Below are 21,819 nucleotides of genomic sequence, written 5' to 3' on the forward strand. Positions count from 1 at the left end.
GCCACCCCTTTGTGAACGCACAAAGAGGGCCGGGTCGTGCACAGAGGGGCCGGTCGGCACGGGGAGGCGGGGGGAAGGGGAGGGCATGATGGGGGCATGAAGAGCACGACTCTGCTGTCCGAGCGTCTGCGGTCGCACCGGCTCACCGCGCCGGCGCGCACCGTGACGGAGGCCGCGAGCCACATGCTCGCGGTGCAGAGCCAGGACTTCACCGCCGGACGGTGGGCGCTCGCCGTGCGCACGACGGGTCAGCCCACGCTCCGGTCCCTCGACCGCGCCTTCGACCGCGGTGATCTCGTGCGGGCCTGGACCATGCGGGGCACGCTGCACACGGTTCCCGCGCGCGACCTCGGCTGGATCCTGTCGGTCACGGCGGAGAGGCAGCGGCAGCAGGCGGCCGGACGGCACCGCGACCTCGGAATCGACGACGCGATGGTCGCCGCCGCGGCATCCGCCCTCATCCCGGCGCTGCGCGACGGCGGATGCACGCGAGCGGAGGTCTTCGAGATCCTCGACGGAATCGGCATCGACCCGCGCGGGCAGCGCGGGCTCCATCTGCTCTTCACCCTGACGATCGACGGGCTGCTCTGTCAGGGGCCGGTCGTCGCGCGCGACGGCGTGACCCGCGAGCAGCGTTTCGTGCTCGTCGACGATCACATCCGTGATCATGCGCGCCCTGAGGACCCGCTCGCCGAGCTGTTCGTGCGCTACATCGCCGGTCACGGCCCGGCCGGTGTCGCGGATTTCGCCTGGTGGTCGGGGCTGACGCTCGGTCTCTCCCGTGAGGCGGCGGAGCGAGCGTCCGCGCGCCTGGTCGAGGTCGAGAGCGGCGTCTTCGTGTGCGCCGAGCGACCGCGACGGTCTCCACGCGCGGCGTCCGTGCACGCCCTCGGCGCCTTCGACGAGTACTACATCTCCTACGCCGATCGCTCCGCGGTCTGCCCGCCCGCGCACCTCGCCACGGTCGGCCCCGGCAAGAACGGCATGGTGCGCCCGATCCTGCTGTCCGAGGGGCGTGCGGTCGGATGCTGGAGCCCCGCGAGCGTCGCGCGAGACGCGCCGCCGGAGTACTTCCAGCCCGATGCCGATGCCGATGCCGATGCCGATGCCGATGCCCCCGACCCCGACGCGGTGGGTACCGCTCTCACGCGCTTCCGCCGGTTCCTCGACGGCTGAGATCGGCCGAGGTCAACGGAACCGGCGGCTGCACCGTCCGCCCCGCAGGCGCCTCACTCGTCGGCGTGCCGTCCGAGGAAGTTGTAGACCTCGTTGTCGTCGACCCCGGGGAACGCGCCCCGGGGGAGCGGCGAGAACATGTGCGTGTGCACGCGGGCGCTCGGCCACGCGCGTCCGCTCCACCGGTCCTGCAGCTCGGCCGACGGTCGGCGGCAGCAGGCCTCGTCCGGGCAGGTCGAGACGGCTCGGTCGTTCGTCTCGCGCCCGCGCCACCACCGGGCGTCGTCGAAGGGCACTCCCACCGTGATCGAGAACTCGCCGTCACGCGACGAACCGGTCTGCGTGGAGCACCAGAACGTCCCCGACGGCGTATCGGTGTACTGGTGGTGCTCCGTGGTGCGGTTCTGCTGTGTGAACGCCGCGCGCGCCTGGAACTTCCGGCACACGCGCTGGCCCTCGACCGCACCGGTGACGTCCATGGGCAGCGGCAGATCGTCGTTCTCGTAGACCCGGGTGATCGCGCCGGTGACGTCGACGCGCAGGAAGTGCAGCGACATGCCCAGATGCTGGGTCATCAGGTTGGTCATGCGCATGCCGGCGGCCTCATGCGTCACCCCGAAGGCGTCGCGGAAGTCCTCGACGGCCAGGTTGCGATCCTTCTTCGCCTGCTGCAGGAAGGCCACCGCGGCGGCCTCGGGCATCAGACAGGATGCCGCGAAGTAGTTGATCTCGAGCCGCTGCTGCAGGAAGTCCGCATAGTCGGTGGGCGGCGTGTGTCCGAGGATCCGGTGCGCCATCGCCTGCAGCGCCATCGACCGGAGCCCGTGTCCGCCGGGGATCGACGCGGGTGGCAGATAGATGCGACCGTTCTCGAGGTCGGTGACCGAGCGGGTGGAGTGCGGGAGGTCGTTGACGTAGATCAGCTCGAACCCGAGCTTCTCGGCCATGATGCTCACCGTGCGATGCGTGAGCGCTCCCTGCACGTGCCCCGCCGAGCGCAGATGCTTCTCGGCGAGCTTGTCGATGTCGCCGAGGTAGTTGTGCTGCGCCCGCATGCGCAACCGCAGCTCGGTGTTCGCGCGGCGCGCCTCCTCGGGGGTGGCGATCGCCTCGCGTTCGCGGCGCTGCAGCTCGTGGTGCAGTCCCAGCAGCGATTCGATCGTCTCGTCGCTCATGCCCTTCGTCACCCGCACGGGGGCGACGCCGAGCTGCCGGAAGACGGGGCTCTCCTGCGCCCGCTCGAGCTCGATCTCCAGCGCCGCGCGGCGGTTCGGCGGCTCACCGGAGATCAGGTCGGTGACCTCGGTGCTCGTCGCCTGCGCGATCGCCTGCAGCAGCGAGAGCTTGGGTTCGCGCTTGCCGTTCTCGATCAGGCTGAGCTGTGAGCCGGCCACGCCGACCAGCGCACCGAGCTCGTCGAGGGTGAACCCGTTCTGGAGCCGGTGATGCCGGATGCGGTGGCCGAGAGTCGTGAGGTGGATGCCGGAAGGAGCCATAGTTTGAGCTTAGCGAAAGAACTGCGTTTCTTATCCGCCGATTTGGCCGAAAGACTCCCCAAACCCGGAAGAAGATGGACTCAACGCCCCACACATCGAAGGAGCACCATCGTGGCCATCGCCGAAGTCTTCGCCCCTCGCACCTCTCCCGTCGCCGCCGTGCGCACGTTCGGTGCGGCGCCGAGCTACGACACTCCCGCGATGGCGGAGCTGGCCGCCTGGGTCGACGAGATCCGCACCCTCACCCAGCCGGACTCCGTGCACTGGGTCGACGGGTCGGCGGCCGAGAACGACTGGCTCCTGCGCGGCCTGGTGGCCGAGGGCAAGCTCATCAAGCTGAACCCCGAGTGGCGGCCCGGTTCCTACCTCGCCCGGTCGCACCCCAGCGACGTCGCCCGCACGGAGGGCCGCACCTTCATCGCCTCGCAGCGCGAGGAGGATGCCGGTCCCACGAACAACTGGGCCGATCCCGCCGACATGCACCGGAAGATGGACGAGATCTTCGCCGGCTCCATGCGCGGCCGCACGATGTACGTCGTGCCGTTCTCGATGGGCCCGGTCGGTGGGCCGCTCTCGCACATCGGCGTCCAGATCACCGACAGCGCCTACGCCGTGGCATCCATCGGCATCATGACCCGCGTCGGCGATGCCGTCACGCGCCGCATCGCCGACGGTGCCCCGTGGGTGAAGACCGTGCATTCGGTCGGTGCGCCTCTCGCGGCCGGTCAGGCCGATGTCGAATGGCCGTGCAACGACGACAAGTACATCGTCCACTTCCCGGAGACGCTCGAGGTCTACTCCTTCGGCTCCGGCTACGGCGGCAACGCCATCCTCGCCAAGAAGTGCTTCGCCCTGCGTATCGCCTCGGTGATCGCCCGCGACGAGGGGTGGCTCGCCGAGCACATGCTCCTCATCCGCGTGATCGACCCGAAGGGCAAGGCCTACCACGTCGCCGCCGCGTTCCCGTCGGCCTGCGGCAAGACGAACCTCGCGATGCTGCGCCCGACGATCCCCGGCTGGAAGGTCGAGACCCTCGGCGACGACATCGCGTGGATCCGTCCCGGCGAGGACGGCCGGATGTGGGCGATCAATCCCGAGGCCGGGTTCTTCGGCGTCGCGCCGGGCACCGGCGAGTCGACCAACGTCACCGCGGTCGAGACGCTGTGGGGCAACACGATCTTCACGAACGTCGCTCTCCGCCCCGACGGCGACGTGTGGTGGGAGGGGCTGACCGACACGGCCCCCGCGAACCTGATCGACTGGGAGGGCAACCCGTGGACGCCCGACTCCGGCCGTCCCGCCGCGCACCCCAACTCCCGCTTCACGGTGTCGGCCGCGCAGTGCCCGCAGATCTCCGAGGACTGGGAGCAGGCGGTGCCGCTGGACGTCATCCTGTTCGGCGGACGCCGTGCGAGCAACGTGCCGCTCGTGGTGGAGGCGACCGACTGGACCCACGGCGTCTTCCTCGGCTCGAACATCTCGTCCGAGCGCACGGCCGCAGCCGAAGGAACCCTCGGCGAGCTGCGCCGCGACCCGTTCGCGATGCTGCCGTTCTGCGGCTACAACATGGCGGACTACTTCGCGCACTGGCTCAAGGTCGGTCGGGGCCTGCGCTTCGACCGCGCGCCGCGCATCTTCCAGGTGAACTGGTTCCGCCGCGGTGACGACGGCCGCTTCCTGTGGCCCGGATTCGGCGACAACTCGCGTGTCGTCGACTGGATCATCCGCCGGGTCGCGGGCGACGTGCCGGCCGTCGACAGCCCGATCGGACGTCTGCCCGTCACGTCGGACCTCAACCTCGACGGACTCGACATCCCCGCGGCCGACCTGGAGGAGCTCTTCTCCGTCGACGCCGAGGCCTGGAAGACCGAGGCGGATCTGACGGAGGCGTTCTACGACACCTTCGGCGACAAGGTCCCCGCGGCGCTGCGCAGCGAGCTCGCCTCGCTGCGGTACCGGCTGGCGAAGGCCTAGCCCCGCCGCCCCACAGACCGGTGCCGACTCGGGGGAGTCGGCACCTTCCCTCCGGGCAGGACGGCTCCGCGCCGACGTGCCCCCCGAACCCGCGAAGGCGGGAAGTCAGAGACGAACCCATGGCTGAGTGGTCTCCGGCATCCCGCCTTCGCGTTGTGCCGTCTGCGCGAGCGACGGCGCATGGCCGCGGCGTGCGTCCCGCTACGCCAGCAGCTGGTGCCGCGCGAGATCTCGGTAGAGCGGAGTCGACACGACGAGCTCGGCGTGCGTGCCCTGGCCGACGACCTCGCCGTTCTGCAGCACGACGATCAGGTCGCTGTCGACCACGGTCGAGAGCCGGTGCGCGATCACGATCAGTGTGCGGTCGGTCGAGACCGCGTCGATCGCCTCCCTCATCCGCTGCTCGTTCACGCCGTCGAGCGACGATGTCGATTCGTCGAGCAGCAGGATGGGGGCGTCGGTGAGCAGGGCGCGCGCGATCGCGAGACGCTGGCGCTCGCCGCCCGACAGCATCACGCCGTCTTCCCCGACCGGTGCTTCCAGGCCGAGCGGGCTCCGCTCGAGCACGTCACCGAGGTTCACGGCCCGCAGCACCTGCTCGCACTCCGCGTCGGTGGCGGAGGGGGCGGCGAGGCGCAGGTTGTCGGCGAGCGTTCCGGCGAGCGTCGGGGCGTCCTGCTCCACGTACCCGAACTGGGCGCGCAGCTCGTCGCGCGGGTAGGTGCGGGCATCGTGCCCGTACAGGCGGATCGAGCCGCCGGTGGGGTCGTAGAAGCGCTCGACGAGCGACAGGATCGTGCTCTTGCCCGCCCCGCTCGGTCCGACCAGCGCCACGCGGGCGCCCCGCGGGACGGCGAAGGACACGCCGCGCAGGACGTCGTGCTCGTCGGCGACCGGAGCGGCCTCGGCATCCGTCTTCTCGAGGTGCGCGTCGGCGAGCACGTTCTGCGCCTCCTTCGCGGCGGCCCGGCGGGCGGCGACCACGTTCTCGGGATAGCGGAAGTGCACGTCGCGGAACTCCAGGGCCGGAGCGTCCGGATCGGGATCGTCGCGGGTGATGCGGGCGGCGATCTCGGCATCGCGCTGCGTCTCGGTCGGCAGGTCGAGGACCTCCTGGATGCGGCCGAGGGCGCCGAGGGCCTGATTCACCGAGGTGATCGCGCCGAACGTCGAGGCCAGGGGCATCACCAGCAGGAACAGGAACATGATGAAGGCGATCAGGGAGGCGATCGTGATCGCGCCCGCGGCGACACGGAATCCGCCCACGCCCAGCACCACGAGCAGGGAGAGCTGCAGCGCGATGCCCGCGATCGGCACGACGAGTGAGGAGATCTTCGCGATCCGGACGCCGATCCCGTAGGCCTCGGTCGCCAGTCCCGACACGGCGGCGGTCTCGCGCTCGGCGGCACCCGAGGCGCGGATCGTGCGGATCGACCCCACCGCGCGCTCGACTCCGGAGGCCAGCTCGCCGACCTTCTCCTGCTGGGCGGTCGACGCCGTGCGGATGCGCCCGCTGAGCGCGACGACCACGACCACCGACACCCCGATCACGATCACGATCAGCAGCAGCAGGATCGGGTCGATCACGAGCATCGCGATGAGGGCTCCGAGGAACAGCACGACGTTGCCGACGGCATCCGCGAGTCCCTGCGTCAGCACCGCATAGAGCAGCGTCGTGTCGGTGCCCACCCGCGAGACGAGGTCGCCCGTGCGACGCGCGTCGAACTCCGAGGTCGGCAGGTGCAGGATGCGGGCGATCAGCTGACGGCGGCTGGACAGCACCACGGCGGTGCCGGTGCGCTGCAGCAGGTAGTGCTGGAAGCCGGAGATGATCGACGAGGCGATCACGAAGCCCACGAGCAGCCACACCAGGAGCGTGATGGTGCCCTCCGACTGCACGGCTTCGATGACCTGCCCCACCAGCAGCGGCTGCACGAGCGAGGTGGCCGCGCCGACGACGCTGAGCACCGCGACCACGATCAGCGTGGGCTTGTGCTCGAACAGAAAGGGGAGGAGCTGGCGGAACGTGGCGCGCGGACCGTCCTGCTGCGCGCCGCGTCCGCGTCGGCGGGGAGTCGCCGTGCGGGACATGGGTGACCTCGTTCTGAGAAAAAGGGGGTACTACGACCGTACTTCCTGCGGAGGGGATCGGACGCCGGTCCGTGGCGTTCTCGCGTGACTCGCGGTATCGATGCGCGTGGGGAGGAGATCCCGGTTCGGGAGGAGGTTTGCGCGGCATCGGTCCTCCGCAACCTGGATCTCCTCCGCAGTCGGGCGGCGGAGGGAAGAGAACAGGGGCCGGCGCCCTGCGCCAGACTGGAGGGATGCTGACCGCACCGAGACTCCATGCCGGCGACCGCGTCGCCGTGCTCTCCCCGGCGTTCGCCGCGCCTGCCGTGGCGCCGGAACTGCACGAGCAGGCCATGCGCCGCCTCCGCGCCTTCACGGGTCTCGTGCCGGTCGAGTATCCGACGACGCGGCTGCTCGACGCGAGCCCCGCAGCGCGCGCGGCCGATGTCAACGCGGCCTTCGCCGACCCGAGCATCCGGGCCATCCTCGCGACGATCGGCGGCGACGACCAGATCCTCGTCGTGCCGCACCTCGACTCGGCCCTCGCGCTCGCCGATCCCAAGCCCTTCCTCGGGTACAGCGACAACACGAACATCCTGAACTGGCTGTGGTCGCTCGGCATCCGCGGGTACTACGGCGGATCGACCGCCGTGCACCTGGGCCCCGGGCCCGGCGTCGACGATGTGCACCTCCGTTCGCTCCGGGCGGCGCTGATCGACGGGGGCACGGTCGAGATCACGGAACCAGGGGAGTCCGAGGATGTGGGTCGGCGCTGGGACGATCCTCGCGCGCTGACCGAGTTCGGCATCCGTACCGCGACCGAGCCGTGGACCTGGTCCGGCCCGGAGCGACGGGTCGAGGGGCGCACCTGGGGCGGATGCCTCGAGGTCATCGACTCCCTCGCGCTCGCCGACCTGCTACCACCCGTCGCCGATCTCACCGGCGGCATCCTGCTGCTCGAGACCAGCGAGGAGCGTCCGTCCGCGAGCTGGGTGGCCCGGTGGCTCCGCGGACTGGGGGAGCGCGGGGTGCTCTCGGCCGTCTCCGGCATCGTGGTCGCCCGGCCCCCGGTGAGTGACTTCGAGTTCCAGCCGTCGCCCGACGAGGCCCGCGCCCTGCGCGACGCGCAGCGGGATGCGGTGATCGATGCCGTCGACCGCTACAACCCCGAGGCCGTGGTGTGCATCGGCCCGCCGTTCGGCCACACGCGCCCGCAGTGGATCCTGCCCTACGGCGGCATCATGACGCTCGACGGCGAGACCCGGACGCTGACCGCGCAGTTCTGACGCTGACTCCCAGAACCCTGACTCCCAGAACCCTGACTCCCCGAACCCTGACTCCCCGAAGCCTGACTCCCAGGACTCTGTCCTAGGGTGACCGGATGAACGACGCGAAATGGATCCTGTTCGACGTCGGGGGCGTGCTCGAGCTGGTCGATGACGACACCTGGCAGGAGCAGTGGTGGCAGCGTTGGTGCGTCCGCAGCGGGCTCCCGCGGACGGAGTTCGACGCGCGCGTCGAGGGCGCGGAGCTGCCCGCGATCGATGTGACGGTCGGCACCCAGAACGAATTCTGGGACAGGCTCGCCACGGCTCTCGAGCTCGGGGAGACCGACCGCGTCACGATGCGTGCGGATTTCTGGGACGCCTACTGCGGCACCGGCAACACCGAGCTGATCGCGTACGCACGTTCCCTGCGCGGACGCGCGAGCACCGCCATCCTGTCGAACTCGGTCGACGGCGCCCGCGAGGAGGAAGAGCGCCGCTTCGGATTCTCGACGATCTTCGACCCGATCTGCTACAGCCACGAACAGGGCGTGAACAAGCCGGAGCCGCAGGCCTACCTCCGTGCGCTGGAACGGCTCGGTGCTGCGCCGGAGCAGGTGTTCTTCATCGACGACAACACGGCACCCATCGAGGGAGCTGCAGTCGTCGGCATCCGCGGCATCCTGCATCGCGACAACGCGGCGACGATCGCGGCGATCGAGGAGTTCCTGGTAGAACGCTCGCCGACCGCACGCTCCTGACACCCAGGAAGGCACCCGCCTCGGAGGAAGCGGGTGCCTTCCGGTGATCGACGATCGACGATCTGTGATCGGATGCTCCGGCTACGCCTTCGCGGCGACGCCGAGGTCGTCTTCGTAGTCGACGTCCTTGGTCTCCGTGCTCAGCAGCAGGGCGATGAAGGTCAGCACGCCCATCGCCGACAGGTACAGGCCGACGAGCCACGGCTCGCCGTCGCCCAGCTCCCACAGCGCCACCGCGATCAGCGGGGCGACCGCGGCTCCGAGGATCGAGGAGACGTTGTACGAGATCGCCGAGCCCGTGTAGCGGACGTTCGTCGGGAACAGCTCCGGCAGCAGTGCACCCATCGGGCCGAAGGTCGCCCCCATCAGAAGGAACCCGAACACGAGGAACGCCTGCACAAGGGCACCGCTGAACTTCGGGTCGACCGTCGGCAGCAGGAACGTGTTGAAGGTCAGACCGAACACGATGATGAGCCCGGTGACCCAGAGCAGCAGTGTGCGGCGGCCGATCCTGTCGGCGATCGGGCCCGACAGCAGCGTGAAGATGCCGAAGAACACGACACCGATGATCTGCATGAGCACGAAGTCGGTGTACCCGAAGCCGAGGCCGGGGTAGAACTGCGCGGCGAAGGCGGAGGCGTCGAAGTCCGTTCCGGCGGCCTCTGCAGCGGCCTGCGCGGCGGCGGATGCCGTCTCGAGCGAGGAGGCCTTGGTGCCGTAGGCGAGGGTGAAGTTCGTCATCAGATAGAACAGCACGTACGTCGCCAGCATGATGAACGTGCCGAGGATCAGCTGCTTCCAGTGGTACCGGAACACGGTCGCGAGCGGGAGCTTGCGGATCGTGCCGGTCTTCTCGGCCTTCTTGAACGTGTCGGACTCGACGAGCTTGAGCCGCACCCAGAGCCCGACGATCACCATCACGGCCGAGAACAGGAAGGGGATGCGCCATCCCCATGACAGGAACGCCTCGGACTTCAGGATCGGGCTGTCGGCGTGCGGCAGCAGCCAGTTGATGACGAGGAACAGCAGGTTGGCGATGATGAACCCGAGCGGTGCGCCCAGCTGCGGGAAGGTGCCGTACCAGGCGCGCTTGCCCTTCGGCGCGTTCTCGGTGGCGACCAGTGCGGCCCCCGACCACTCGCCGCCGAGCGCGAAGCCCTGCGCGAGACGCAGGATCAGCAGGAGCAGCGCAGCCCACCAGCCGATGTCCTGGAACGTGGGCAGGAGTCCGATCGCGAACGTCGCGATGCCCATCGTGAGGAGCGAGGCGACCAGCGTGGCCTTGCGACCGAACTTGTCGCCGAAGTGGCCGAAGACGACCGCGCCGATCGGGCGGGCGACCATCGCGGCACCGAACACGGCGAACGACGAGAGCAGGGAGGTGGTGTCGTTCCCCGTGGGGAAGAACAGCGCGGGGAACACGAGCACAGCGGCCGTCGCATACGCGTAGAAGTCGTAGAACTCGATCGTGGTGCCGACCAGGCTCGCGGTGATGACACGCGAGCGCGGATTGGCCGGCGCAGTGGTGGTACTCAAGGGATGTCCTCCGATTCAGGCCCTGGTTCTCCCAGGCACCCGGGTGAGTTTACGCCTTCCTGGGAGTTGCCTGGGTGCGCCGTGCGCACTTCCCGGCGCCCCCTGCTCGGGTGCGTAGAGTCGAGGCCGATGCCCGACGGGCAGGCGAGAGGGAGACACATGACGACGAGGCTGCTGCTGCTCGCCGACACGCACGTGCCGAAACGCGCGCGGACGTTGCCGGACGCGGTGCTGAGCGCGATCGACGAGGCCGATGTCGTGGTGCACGCGGGCGACTGGGTCGACCTCCCGACGCTCGAACTGCTCGCCTCGCGGGCGCGGGTCCTCCAGGGCGTGTACGGCAACAACGACGGTGCGGAGCTGCGCGCCCGGCTCCCGGAGATCGCCCGGTTCACCGTGGAGGACGTGCGCGTCGCGGTGATCCACGAGACCGGACAGGCGGCGCGGCGCGAGCACCGCATGGACGCGCAGTTCCCCGAGACCGACCTCCTCGTCTTCGGGCACTCCCACATCCCCTGGGATTCGGTGTCGACCGCGGGGATGCGCCTGTTGAACCCCGGCTCTCCCACGGACCGCCGGCGTCAGCCGGTGCACACGATGATGACGGTCGAGATCGACGGCCGTGGCATCGACGCCACCCTGGTGCCGCTCTCGTGACGCCGAACGGCGATCCCCGACACGGACCACCCGTGTACCGCGCCCCGATGCGCTCCCGTGACGACCGCGTGCCGCCGGGCGGCGCGGTGGAGCGGGCGCTCGCGCTCGGCCTCTGCGGGATCGGCGGCCGACTGGACGCCCCTCCGCCCGCGCTCACCGAGGCGCTCGCCGCGGTCGACGCGCGATTCGACGAGCGCACGGCGCGACGCCTCGAGCGGTTCGCGGATGCTCCGGACGGCGCGTTCGTGTGGACGCGCGACGTCGACGGTCTCGCCTGGCTCGGCCGGTTGACCGGTTCCTGGCACTACGACGCCGCCGCGGAGGCGTCCGCCGTCGATCTCGTGCATGTCCGCCCCTGCGCCTGGTTGCCCGCCCCGGTGCCGGAGAGCCGCGTGCCGGCGGCCGTCCGTGCCACGTTCGCTCGTGGCGGCCGCAACTGGCAGCGCATCAGGGACGACGACGTCTCCCGGCTCTCGGGTCTGCTGTACCGGCAGCAGAGCACCGCGGACTGAGAGGTCACCCGGCGCGGCGCCTCACTCCTCGGTGTCGCCGAGGCGCAGACCGTCGACGAAGGACGCCTCCGGCGCCCGCAGGTCCTCGAGCTCCAGCACCACCAGTCTGTTCCCGCCCGCGCGCGTCGCGGGGGCCGGAACGAAGAGCGTGCGCTGGGGGCCGTTGCGCCAGTAGCGGCCCAGGAAGAAGCCGTTCACGAAGGCGTATCCCTTGCTCCACGCCGCGGTGTCGAGATACAGGTCGGTGGGGGAGTCGAGGTTGACGTCCGCGATCCACGCGGTGGGCGCGGAGGAGGGCCGTGCGGCATCCGCGCGGGTGGCGACGCCACGGGCGATCTCGACGACGTCGAGCGGAGTCGAGGTCCACCCCGTCAACGGTGCGCCGTCGAGCGCGGGGGAGCCGAGGATTCCCTTCTCCTCGCCGAGCCGCTGGTCGTAGTTCACCCGCCCCTGGTCCTCGACGAGGATGCTCAGCGTCCGCCCCGCGGGGATGCGCAGCGTCCGGTCGTGGCGCGTGCGGGAGAGGGTGCCGACGGGCTGGCCGTCGACGCGCACCCAGGCGAGATCGCGCACGGCGTCGATGGTCAGCAGACCGGGGCCGGACATCTCGGGCAGCGCGACGTCGTAGCGCACCAGCGCGCTCAGGTGTCCGAGAGCATCGAAGGTCAGCGGGGCGTCGGTGGTCGCAGTGGATGCCATGGCATCCGTCCACGCGCCGACCGGCGTCAGCGGCACGGTCGTCACCGGAGCCTCGGCGGCGTGCGACGGCACCTCGGCGGGCACCGGGGCGTACTTCGCGATGACGTCGCGGAAGGCGAAGAACTTCTCGGTGGGATTCCCGGCCTCGTCGAGCGGGGCGTCGTAGTCGTAGGAGGTCACGATCGGCAGGTAGCGTCCCTTGTGGTTCGCGCCGTTCGTCAGACCGAAGTTGGTACCGCCGTGGAACATGTAGATGTTGACCGAGGCGCCGGCGGCGAGCAGGGCGTCGAGGTCGGATGCGGCCGCGGCGACGTCGGTCGTGTGGTGCACTCCGCCCCACCAGTCGAACCAGCCGTCCCAGAACTCCGAGCACATCAGCGGTCCTGTCGGCTGGTGCGCGCGCAGCGTGGCCAGACGCTCGGCGCTGCGCGAGCCGAAGGAGCCCGTCTTGTGCAGTCCGGGCAGGCTGCCGTCGGCGAGCATCCGGTCCTGCGGCTGGTCGACGGTCGTGAGCGGCACGGTGATCCCGGCGTCCTTCGTGAGCGCGACCAGTGCCTCGAGGTATGCCTTGTCGGAGCCGTAGGCGCCGTACTCGTTCTCGATCTGCACGAGGACCACGGGGCCGCCGCGGTCGATCTGCCGAGGGGCCACGATCTCGTAGACGCGGCGCAGGTAGGTGCTGACCTCGGCGAGGAACGCCGGGTCGGAGGAGCGCAGCGCGCGCTCTCCGCCGGTGAGCCAGGTCGGCAGGCCGCCGTTGTGCCACTCGGCGCAGATGTACGGTCCCGGACGCACGATCGCGTCCATCCCCTCGGCGTGCACCAGGTCGAGGAAGCGGCCCAGATCGTTCCATCCCGTGGCATCCCACTCGCCGCGCCGCGGTTCATGCGCATTCCAGGCGACGTACGTCTCGATCGTGTTGAGGCCCATCAGCCGCGCCTTGCGGATGCGGTCCTGCCACTGATCCGGGTGCACGCGGAAGTAGTGCAGGGCACCGGAGATCACCCGGTGCGGTCGGCCGTCGCGGAGGAAGTCGGTCTCGCCGAGGGAGAAGGAGGTCACAGTCGAAGTGCTTTCCGTGAGAGTGTGTCGGGCCGGACCGCGCAGGGGTCGGACGGGGGATGGCCCCCGCCCGACCCCGACACGGTCACTTGTTGACGGCGAAGCCCTGTGCGTTGCCGTACTCGGCCAGGGCGTCCTGCCACGTGGTCAGACCCGCGTTGAGGTCGGTGCTGTTCTGGTACGACTGCCCGACGGTGTCACCGAAGATGCTGTTGCCGTAGACCTGGTAGGGCAGGTAGTTCCACCCCTCGACGACGTCGTCCGCGGCGGCCGCGAGGACCTCGTTGATCTTCTGACCGCCGAAGTACTCGGGGGCGTCGGCGAGGAACTCCGGGCTCGCGAGCTCGGCCGTGGTCGACGGGAATCCGCCGCTCTCCATGAACAGCGAGATGCTGTCCTCGGAGTTGTTCAGCCACCACAGGAACCCGGCCGCGAGGGCGGGGTTCTCGCTCTGCTTCGTCACGGCCTGGCCGCCGCCGCCGTTCTCGGCGCTCGCGGGGGTGCCGTCGTAGGTCGGCATCGGGGCCACACGCCAGTCACCGGCACCGTCGGGAGCGCCCGAGATCAGGTTGCCCGGCATCCAGGCGCCGATCACCAGGGTGGCGATGCTGCCGTCGCCGAGCGCACGGAACCACTCGTCGCTCCAGCTGCTGGTCGGCGCGATCAGGTCTTCCTCGACGAGACGGTTCCAGTTCTCGGTCCACTTCTTCGACCCTGCGTCCTCCAGGTCGATCGACACGTCGGTGCCGTCGGTGGAGAAGGGCTGTCCGCCCGCCTGCCAGATCATCGAGGTGGCGAAACCGGCGTCACCGGTGTCGTTCGTGATGTAGGCGTTCGGGTTCGCGGCGTGGATGGCCTTCGCCGCCTCGTAGTACTCGTCCCACGTGGTCGGCACGGCGAGACCGGCCGCGTCGAAGACGGCCTTGTTGTAGAACAGCGCCATGGGTCCGGAGTCCTGCGGCAGGCCGTAGATGGCATCGCCCTCTGTGACCGAGTTCCAGGTCGAGGCCGTGTAGTCGTCCTCGAAGTCGGCGAAGCCGTACTGCGAGAGGTCCGTGAAGGCGTCGGTGAGGGAGAACTGGGGGAAGGCGTAGTACTCGATCTGCACGACGTCGGGCGCGCCGGAGCCGGCCTTGATCGCGTTCTGCAGCTTGGTGTACTCGTCGTTGTTCGTGCCGGCGTTGACGACGTTGACCGTGACGTTCGGGTACTCCTTCATGAACGCCTCGGCCTGCGCCTCGGCGGAGGGGGTCCAGGACCAGTACGTGATCTCGCCGCCCTTCTCGAGCGCGGCCTCGACCTGATCGAACGTGCCGTCGCCGGCGGCGGCACCGCTGCCGGCGCCGGAGTCGCCGGCTCCGCAGCCGGCCAGGGCCAGGGCGGCCACGGTTCCGACGGCGAGCACCGAGAGGGTGCGGCGCGCAGCGGGGTGAGGAAGGTGCTTCATTGCTGTGTCCTTTCGGGGGGTGGCGATCCGGCGTCGGACCGACGGGGTGATGCCGAGGAGGCGAGGAGCTACTGCTTGACGCTTCCCGCGGTGAGACCTGACTGCCAGAACCGCTGCAGCAGCAGGAAGGCGATGACGATCGGGATGATCGTGAGCAGCGAGCCCATGATCACGAGGTTGTAGATCGGCTGGGATCCGGCGCCGATCGCCTGCGAGCTCCACTGGTTGAGGCCGACCGTGAGGGGGTACCACGCGGGGTCGGACAGCATGATCAGGGGCAGGAAGTAGTTGTTCCAGGTCGCGACGACCGTGAAGAGCGCGACCGTGACGATCCCCGGGGCGAGCAGCCGCATCGAGATCGTGAAGAAGGTGCGGAACTCGCCGGCACCGTCGATGCGGGCGGCCTCCAGGAGCTCGGTCGGGATGGACTCGGTCGCGAACACCCAGATCAGATACAGGCCGAACGGGCTGATCAGGGACGGGATGATGACGGCCCAGGGCGTGTTCGTCAGGCCGAGTTCGCTGAACAGCAGGAACGTGGGGACCGCGAGGGCGGTGCCGGGCACCGCGACCGCGCCGAGCACGATCGCGAACACGGCGGGACGCCCGGGGAAGCGGTACTTCGCCAGCCCGTACCCGGCCATGGTGGCCAGCAGCGTCGCGCCGCCGGCGCCGACCACGACGTACAGCAGCGTGTTGCCGAGCCAGCGGAGGAAGATGCCGTCGCGGTACGCGAAGGTCGCGACCAGGTTGTCGAAGAACGCGAAGTCGTCGGCGAACCAGAGTCCGAAGGAGCTGAACAGCCCCGACTGCGTCTTGGTCGAGCTGAACAGGAGCCAGACCAGCGGCACCAGCGTGTACAGCGCGTAGACGACCATGACGGTCAGCAGCACCTTCGATGACCGCGGGGTCAGGTGGCCGGTGCTCCGGCGGGCGGGACGGGCGAGGGGGAGTGCCATCTCAGCGCACCTCCGACTTCGAGCCGCGCAGTTGCACGACGTAGGCGATAACGGCGGTGATGATGCCCATGATGATGGCGATCGTCGCGGCGTAGTTGAACTGCTGTCCCGCGAACGAGAGGTTGTACGCGTACATGTTGGGGGTGAAGTACGTCGTGATCACGTTCGGGGCCAGGGGGCGCAGGATGTTGGGCTCGTTGAAGAGCTGGAAGCTGCCGATGATCGAGAAGATCGTCGCGATCACGAGAGCGCCGCGGACCGAGGGGATCTTGATCGAGAAGATCGTGCGCCAGGCACCCGCGCCGTCGAGCGACGCCGCCTCGTACATGTCGGTGGGGATCGTCTTGAGCGAGGAGTAGAAGATCAGCATGTTGTAGCCGACGAACTGCCACGTCACGATGTTGCCGATCGACACCAGGATCCATTCCTTGGCGAACGGCGTGATGAGGTCGCTGCCGAGGAGGTCGTTGACGTTGGAGGCCAGACCGAACTGGTCGCCGTAGATGTAGCCCCACATCAGCACGGCGACGACGGCGGGAACCGCGTACGGCAGGAAGATCAGGATGCGGAAGAAGGAGGCGCCTCGCAGGCGCGCGCTGTCGAGGGCGAGCGCGGCGGCCAGCGCGAGGGCCAGCATGATCGGCACCTGCACCACCAGGAACAGCAGCACGCGGCCGAAGGCCTCCCAGAACTGCGCGTCGCCGAGGGCGCGGACGTAGTTGTCGAAGCCGACGAACGCGGTGCCGCCGACCAGCTTCTCCTGGAAGAAGCTGAGGTAGAGCGCGTAGGCGAGCGGTGTCAGGAAGACCAGTGCGAACACGATCATGAACGGGCCGACGAAGGCCCATCCTCTCCAGTCCCGCTTCTCGCGGCGGGGGGCGGCCGCGACGGGCGCTGCCATGATTTCAGTCGTCATCGACGAGACCTTCTCCGGGTAGTGGCGCGCGATGCGCTGTGTGTCAACGTCAACATATGCGATGTGTTGCTAGTGTGTCAACGTCAACACATGAATGGATGATCCCCTGTGACCCTGGAACCCTCGACAGAGCAGTCGCCCCGCCGCAGAGAGCCCTCGATGGAGGACGTCGCGCGCGAGGCCGGGGTGTCCGGACAGACGGTCTCCCGCGTCGTGAACGCGCGGGGCTACGTCGGCGCCGGTACTCGGGTCCGTGTGGAGGATGCGATGCAGCGCCTCGGCTATCGTCCGAACAGCGCGGCCCGAGCGCTGCGATCCGGGCGATTCCGCACCATCGGCGTCGTCATGTTCTCGTTCAGCTCCTACGGCAACCAGCGCACGCTCGACGCGATCGCCGTGCGCGCCGCCCAACTCGGCTACGCCCTCACCCTGATCCCCGTGGAGTCCAGTGCCAGGGATACCGTGGTCGGGGCCTTCCGCCGCCTGGAGGAGCACGCGGTCGACGGCATCATCATCGTGATCGAGGCGCATCAGCTGGATGAGGCCGACATCGAGATCCCCGGCGGTCTCCCGGTCGTGTTCGTCGACTCCAACCGCGCGGCCGACCATCCCTTCGTCGACACCGATCAGGCGCAGGGGGCACGGCTCGCGACCGAGCACCTGCTCGCTCTCGGGCACGAGACCGTGTGGCACGTCGCGGGTCCGGCGAAGTCCTATTCGGCGGAGCGCCGCCGTGAGGCCTGGCAGTCGACGCTCGAGGCCGGCGGACGCCCGGTGCCGGAGCCGCTGCCGGGAGACTGGAGCGCGGCCTCAGGCTACGAGGCGGGTGTGGCTCTGCGGGAGATCGAGGGAGTGACCGCGGTCTTCGCGGCGAATGACCAGATGGCCATCGGCGTGCTGCGGGCGTTCCGCGAGGCCGGACGCGGGGTGCCCGAGGACGTCAGCATCGTCGGGTTCGACGGACTCCCGGATGCCGCGCAGCTCTGGCCTCCGCTGACGACCGTGCTGCAGCACCCGGAACGTGTCGGTGCTTTCGCGGTCGACGCCCTCCTGGCCGAGCTCGACGGCCGTGAGAGGCAGCGGACGCCTCTCGTGGGTACCGAGCTCGTGGTGCGCGGCAGCACCGCTCCGCCGCCTCGACGCTGAACGCTCAGCGCCAGATCGTGGCGATCGCGGCGTTGGCTGCCGTGAGGATGCCGACGAGCCAGAACATCGCCGGCGGCACGGCGGCCCCGCGCTTCTGCCGCGCGGTACCGATGCCCAGCAGGGCGCCGATCACGAGCAGCAGGACGAGCTTGACGCCGATCTTGACGTAGTTCAGCTCGTACGAGATGCCCCACGGCGCCGCGAGGGCCAGGCCCGCGACCGCGGCGATGGCCAATCCCATGCTCATCAGGCGCGTGAACTGCCGCTTGCCGCCGAAGGCCTGCACGGCCCAGGCTCCGAACAGCACGGCGAAGCCGATCAGGTGGACGAAGAGCACTATGTGGCGCAGGGTCTCCATGCCCTCACCGTACGATTCCGCCCGTCATTCCGCCAGCAAGGCCAGGCTCGCCTCAGCCGCGCAGCTCCCGCACCAGGAGGGCGGTGCGCAGCGCGGCATCCGCGGCTTCGGCCCCCTTGTCCTCATGCGAGCCCTCGAGCCCGGCGCGATCCAGGCCCTGCTTCTCGTCGTCGAGCGTGAGCACGCCGAAGCCCACCGGCTTGCCGGCGTCCAGCGACACCCGCGTGAGCCCGTCGGTGGTCGCGGCCGACACGTACTCGAAGTGCGGCGTGCCCCCGCGGACGATCACGCCGAGCGCGACCACGGCGTCTGCCCCGCCCGCGAAGGCGGCCTGGGCTGCGAGCGCCAGCTCGAACGAGCCGGGAACGCGCACGATCCGGTAGGCGGCATCCGCGGCGTCGAGCACGCGCTCCGCGCCGGCGATCAGGCCGTTCGTGATGACATCGTGCCAGGTGCCGGCGACGACGACGACCTTCAGTCCGCGTGCGTCGATCTTCTCGGTCCGGGGTGCTCCTGCGCCGCTCATGCGTCGTCCTTTCCGTCCGCGAGAGCTTCTGCGAGCTCCGCGGCGCCGATGATGTGACCCATCCGGTCACGCTTGGTCTCGAGGTACTGGTGGTTGTTCGGCCCGACGCCGACGATCAGCGGCACCTGCTCCACGACATCGAGGCCGAGGGTGCGCAGCTGATTCACCTTGTCGGTGTTGTTGGTGAGCAGGCGCACCTTCGACACACCCAGATCGTTCAGGATGCCGCCGGCGGCCGCGTACTCGCGGGCGTCGGCGGGGAGGCCGAGCGCGAGGTTGGCGTCGACCGTGTCGAGGCCCTCCTCCTGCAGGCTGTAGGCGCGCAGCTTGTTGATCAGACCGATGCCGCGGCCCTCGTGGCCGCGCATGTAGATGACGACGCCGCCGTCCTTCTCGATCGCGTCGAGCGCGGCGTCGAGCTGCGGTCCGCACTCGCACTTGAGCGAGCCGAACGCCTCGCCGGTCAGGCACTCCGAATGCACGCGCACCAGGGCGGTCTCGCCGATCTCACCCGATACGACCGCGATGTGGTCGGTCCCGGTCACGCGGTCCTTGTAGGCGAGGAAGCGGAAGGTGCCGTGCGTGGTCGGCACGGTCGCATCCGCGCGCAGGCTCACGCGTCGACCGCGGTGCGCGCTGGCCGGTCCGCTCTGCGGATCGGTCTCCTCCAGGTGCGCGATCAGCTGCTCGATCGTGATGACGGGCACCCCGTCGCGGGCACCCAGCTCGAGCAGCCCGGGGAGGCGCATCATGCTGCCGTCCTCCGCCACGACCTCGGCGATCGCGCCGACCGGACGGAGTCCCGCCAGCTGCATCAGCTCGACCGCGGCCTCGGTGTGTCCGCTGCGTTCGCGCACGCCTCCGTCGACGGCGCGCAGCGGCAGCACGTGACCGGGGCGGATCAGACTGGATGCCGTGGACTCGGGGTTCGCGAGCACGTTGAGCGTGCGGGCGCGGTCGTGTGCGCTGATGCCGGTGGTGACGCCCTCGGCGGCATCGACGCTCACGGTGTACGCGGTGGAGCGGGCATCCTCGCTCGCGGCGACCATGGGCTGCAGGTTGAGGTTGTCGGCGAGGTCGGTCGGCATCGGAGCGCAGATGAATCCTGACGACCAGCGCACGGTCCAGGCGACCCATTCGGGTGTGGCGAGCTCGGCGGAGAGGATGACATCGCCCTCGTTCTCGCGGTTCTCGTCGTCGGCGACCAGGACGGGGCGCCCGGCGCGCAGAGCGTCGAGCGCTTCAGGGATGGTGGAAAGGCTCATCGTGAGCCTCCTTCCGGTGCGGCGTCGTCGTACGTGCGGAACGCGAGCAGGCGCTCGACGTGGCGGGCGAGGATGTCGGTCTCCAGGTTCACGCGATCGCCGATCGCGCGGGCCCCGAGCGTGGTCGCGGCGAGCGTCTCGGGGATCAGCGAGATCTCGAACCAGTGGCCGTCCGAGCCTCCCGCGCCCGGGGGCGGGCTCACCGCGCTCACCGTGAGCGAGGTGCCGTCGACCGAGATCGATCCCTTGTCGACGACGAGCGGTGCGAGATCGTCGGGGAGGCTGATCCGCAGCACACTCCACTGTGCGCCGGGGCGCACCTCGAGCACCTCGCCGGTGCCGTCGACGTGGCCCTGCACGATGTGTCCGCCCAGGCGCGCACCCACGGGCATGGCCTTCTCGATGTTGACGCGGGTTCCCACGGTCGCGCCGCCCAGCGCCGCGACGTCGAGGGTCTGCTTCATGACGTCCGCGTCGAAGGTCTCCGGAGTCGACGCGACGACCGTCAGGCAGACGCCCGACACCGCGATCGATTCGCCGTGCACGGCGTCCATGGCGGCGCGGGGCGCCCGTACCGTGAGGCGCCAGCCGTCGCCGGCCGGAGCGATGGCGGTGATCTCGCCGATCTCCTCGATGATTCCGGTGAACATCAGGCGGCTCCTTCCGTCGGGGTGCGGGATGCGTGGGTGGGGTGCGCGATCGCGAGCAGGTCCGCCCCGAGCGGAACCCACTCGTCGACGGTGAGCAGCAGAGCGTGGTCGATGGAGTCGACGCCGATATCGGTGAGGGCGAGACGGCCGCCACCGAGCAGCATCGGCGCGACATAGGCGAGCACCTGATCCACGAGGCCGGCGGCGATGAACGCGCTGGCCAGGGTCGGGCCGCCCTCGACGAACAGGCGCTGGATGCCGCGGGCGTGCAGATCGGCGAGGACCTGGGGCAGCTCGTGCGTGTCGTAGAAAAGGGGTGCGCGCGGGTGGCGGTGCACGGCCGCGTCCGCCGGCGTCGGGCGTGATCCAATGACGACGGGGATCGGCTGGTGCGACAGCAGGGCATCGCCGTCTCGGGCGGTGAGGGAGGGATCGTCGACGAGCACCGTGCCCGTGCCGACCGCGATCGCATCGGCGGCGGCGCGGCGGCGGTGCACGTCGGCGCGAGCAGCAGGTCCGGTGATCCACTGACTGGACCCGTCGGTGGCGGCTGCGCGTCCGTCGAGGCTCTGCGCCCACTTGACGGTGATGTGCGGGCGCCCGAGACGCTGCGCCGTGAGCCACCCGTCGATGAGTGCGTGCGCGGCATCCGCCTGCTCTCCGGCTTCGACGCTCACGCCCGCGCCCTGCAGTCGCTCCGCTCCGCCGCCCGATGCGGCGCCGGGGTCGTCGAGTGCGTAGACGACACGCGCGATACCCGCGTCGAGGAGCGCGACGGAGCAGGGGCCGGTGCGTCCGGTGTGGTTGCAGGGTTCGAGGGTGACCACCGCCGTGGCGCCCTTCGCCTCGCCCGGGGCGAGCTTCGACAGCGCGTCGACTTCCGCGTGCGGGGTTCCGGCGCCGTGGTGCCACCCCTCGGCGAGAACGTCGCCGTCGGGGGAGAGGATGACGGCGCCGACCTGGGGATTCACGCCACGCGGCCCGCGGGCGGCGAGTGCGAGCGCGCGGCTCATGGCCTCGCGCTCCGTCCCGTTGACTGCCATCCGTCGTCCTCCTGTGAGGCTCCGGGGATTCTCCCTGAACGGAGAGGAAGGCAGAAGGCGCGCACAGCGGCGCCTCGTGCTGCCTCCCTTCCGGACTAGCGAGGTCTCCCTCGCATCACCGTCGGTCCCGGAATTCCACCGGATCGGCATCGCGGATGAACCGTGACGCTCGCGGACTGTCACCGCCGGTTCGGATTCCCACCGACCCCGGAGCACGTTCGATGCTCTGAGTGTACTCAACGCGACCGGACGCATTTCATTCCGCGTCCGGCCGCGCGTCCGCGGACACGGCGCCCCACCG

19 protein-coding genes and 1 riboswitch are annotated in these 21,819 nt (G+C 69.9%); of the genes, 7 read left to right on the forward strand and 12 right to left on the reverse strand.

Features of this window, described 5'->3' with window-relative positions:
- Nucleotides 1–96: 96 nt before the first annotated feature.
- Entirely contained in the window at nt 97–1,176 is a 1,080-nt protein-coding gene (locus tag ACWA14_RS04515; protein WP_463796292.1) for a winged helix DNA-binding domain-containing protein, read from the forward strand.
- Nucleotides 1,177–1,229: 53 nt separating this feature from the next.
- On the opposite strand, the gene ACWA14_RS04520 is transcribed toward ACWA14_RS04515, so the two are convergent.
- Complete coding sequence (locus ACWA14_RS04520; RefSeq protein ID WP_463796293.1) at nt 1,230–2,672, reverse strand: helix-turn-helix domain-containing protein; 1,443 nt, start codon at nt 2,670–2,672, stop codon at nt 1,230–1,232.
- Nucleotides 2,673–2,783: 111 nt separating this feature from the next.
- Between ACWA14_RS04520 and ACWA14_RS04525 the strand changes: the two genes are divergently transcribed.
- Nucleotides 2,784–4,646 carry a phosphoenolpyruvate carboxykinase (GTP) gene (locus ACWA14_RS04525; protein ID WP_463796294.1) on the forward strand — a complete coding sequence of 621 codons (1,863 nt, stop codon included), beginning with the start codon at nt 2,784–2,786 and terminating at the stop codon, nt 4,644–4,646.
- A gap of 201 nt (nt 4,647–4,847) precedes the next feature.
- Here ACWA14_RS04525 and ACWA14_RS04530 read toward each other — a convergent pair whose 3' ends face one another.
- On the reverse strand, nt 4,848–6,737 hold the full coding sequence (locus ACWA14_RS04530; RefSeq protein WP_463796295.1) for an ABC transporter ATP-binding protein: 1,890 nt from the start codon (nt 6,735–6,737) through the stop codon (nt 4,848–4,850).
- A gap of 233 nt (nt 6,738–6,970) precedes the next feature.
- Here ACWA14_RS04530 and ACWA14_RS04535 point away from each other — a divergent pair, with 233 nt between their 5' ends.
- Together ACWA14_RS04535 and ACWA14_RS04540 are read left to right on the forward strand one after the other, a co-directional pair.
- A complete protein-coding gene (locus ACWA14_RS04535; protein WP_463796296.1) occupies nt 6,971–8,002 on the forward strand; it encodes an LD-carboxypeptidase in 1,032 nt (343 codons plus the stop codon).
- A gap of 95 nt (nt 8,003–8,097) precedes the next feature.
- Entirely contained in the window at nt 8,098–8,742 is a 645-nt protein-coding gene (locus ACWA14_RS04540) for an HAD-IA family hydrolase (protein WP_463796297.1), read from the forward strand.
- An 81-nt stretch (nt 8,743–8,823) separates the two neighbouring features.
- On the opposite strand, the gene ACWA14_RS04545 is transcribed toward ACWA14_RS04540, so the two are convergent.
- The gene (locus tag ACWA14_RS04545) at nt 8,824–10,278 is read right to left on the reverse strand and encodes an MFS transporter (protein WP_463796298.1); all 1,455 of its coding nucleotides are present in this window, start codon (nt 10,276–10,278) and stop codon (nt 8,824–8,826) included.
- A gap of 159 nt (nt 10,279–10,437) precedes the next feature.
- On the opposite strand from ACWA14_RS04545, the gene ACWA14_RS04550 reads away from it, so the two are divergent.
- Complete coding sequence (locus tag ACWA14_RS04550) at nt 10,438–10,935, forward strand: metallophosphoesterase family protein (protein WP_463796299.1); 498 nt, start codon at nt 10,438–10,440, stop codon at nt 10,933–10,935.
- Between the two features lie 47 nt (nt 10,936–10,982).
- Entirely contained in the window at nt 10,983–11,447 is a 465-nt protein-coding gene (locus ACWA14_RS04555; protein ID WP_463796300.1) for a GAF domain-containing protein, read from the forward strand.
- 21 nt (nt 11,448–11,468) lie between these two features.
- Here the strand turns inward: ACWA14_RS04555 and ACWA14_RS04560 are convergent, their stop codons facing one another.
- From ACWA14_RS04560 to ACWA14_RS04575, 4 genes are all read right to left on the reverse strand, one after another.
- On the reverse strand, nt 11,469–13,208 hold the full coding sequence (locus ACWA14_RS04560) for a glycoside hydrolase family 35 protein (protein WP_463796301.1): 1,740 nt from the start codon (nt 13,206–13,208) through the stop codon (nt 11,469–11,471).
- 85 nt (nt 13,209–13,293) lie between these two features.
- On the reverse strand, nt 13,294–14,655 hold the full coding sequence (locus ACWA14_RS04565) for an ABC transporter substrate-binding protein (protein ID WP_463796302.1): 1,362 nt from the start codon (nt 14,653–14,655) through the stop codon (nt 13,294–13,296).
- Between the two features lie 68 nt (nt 14,656–14,723).
- Nucleotides 14,724–15,614 (reverse strand): carbohydrate ABC transporter permease, encoded by an 891-nt coding sequence (locus ACWA14_RS04570; protein WP_463796303.1) that lies wholly within the window; start codon nt 15,612–15,614, stop codon nt 14,724–14,726.
- A gap of 1 nt (nt 15,615) precedes the next feature.
- A complete protein-coding gene (locus ACWA14_RS04575) occupies nt 15,616–16,530 on the reverse strand; it encodes a carbohydrate ABC transporter permease (RefSeq protein WP_463796304.1) in 915 nt (304 codons plus the stop codon).
- 159 nt (nt 16,531–16,689) lie between these two features.
- On the opposite strand from ACWA14_RS04575, the gene ACWA14_RS04580 reads away from it, so the two are divergent.
- Entirely contained in the window at nt 16,690–17,676 is a 987-nt protein-coding gene (locus ACWA14_RS04580) for a LacI family DNA-binding transcriptional regulator (protein ID WP_463797503.1), read from the forward strand.
- A gap of 4 nt (nt 17,677–17,680) precedes the next feature.
- On the opposite strand, the gene ACWA14_RS04585 is transcribed toward ACWA14_RS04580, so the two are convergent.
- The 5 genes from ACWA14_RS04585 to ribD are packed head-to-tail and all read right to left on the reverse strand — an operon-like array spanning nt 17,681 to nt 21,518.
- Nucleotides 17,681–18,034 carry a Fe-S protein gene (locus ACWA14_RS04585; protein ID WP_463796305.1) on the reverse strand — a complete coding sequence of 118 codons (354 nt, stop codon included), beginning with the start codon at nt 18,032–18,034 and terminating at the stop codon, nt 17,681–17,683.
- 52 nt (nt 18,035–18,086) lie between these two features.
- Complete coding sequence (ribH, locus tag ACWA14_RS04590; RefSeq protein ID WP_463796306.1) at nt 18,087–18,560, reverse strand: 6,7-dimethyl-8-ribityllumazine synthase; 474 nt, start codon at nt 18,558–18,560, stop codon at nt 18,087–18,089.
- Nucleotides 18,557–19,825 (reverse strand): GTP cyclohydrolase II, encoded by a 1,269-nt coding sequence (gene ribA, locus ACWA14_RS04595; RefSeq protein WP_463796307.1) that lies wholly within the window; start codon nt 19,823–19,825, stop codon nt 18,557–18,559. Before ribA ends, ribH begins: the two co-directional genes overlap by 4 nt.
- The gene (locus tag ACWA14_RS04600; RefSeq protein WP_463796308.1) at nt 19,822–20,475 is read right to left on the reverse strand and encodes a riboflavin synthase; all 654 of its coding nucleotides are present in this window, start codon (nt 20,473–20,475) and stop codon (nt 19,822–19,824) included. The genes ribA and ACWA14_RS04600 overlap by 4 nt, the downstream gene beginning before the upstream one ends.
- Nucleotides 20,475–21,518 (reverse strand): bifunctional diaminohydroxyphosphoribosylaminopyrimidine deaminase/5-amino-6-(5-phosphoribosylamino)uracil reductase RibD, encoded by a 1,044-nt coding sequence (gene ribD / locus ACWA14_RS04605; protein WP_463796309.1) that lies wholly within the window; start codon nt 21,516–21,518, stop codon nt 20,475–20,477. Before ribD ends, ACWA14_RS04600 begins: the two co-directional genes overlap by 1 nt.
- 73 nt (nt 21,519–21,591) lie before the next feature.
- Nucleotides 21,592–21,737: riboswitch (FMN riboswitch) on the reverse strand.
- Nucleotides 21,738–21,819: the final 82 nt, after the last annotated feature.

This window comes from Microbacterium sp. TW_SC_2 (genome assembly GCF_055361165.1).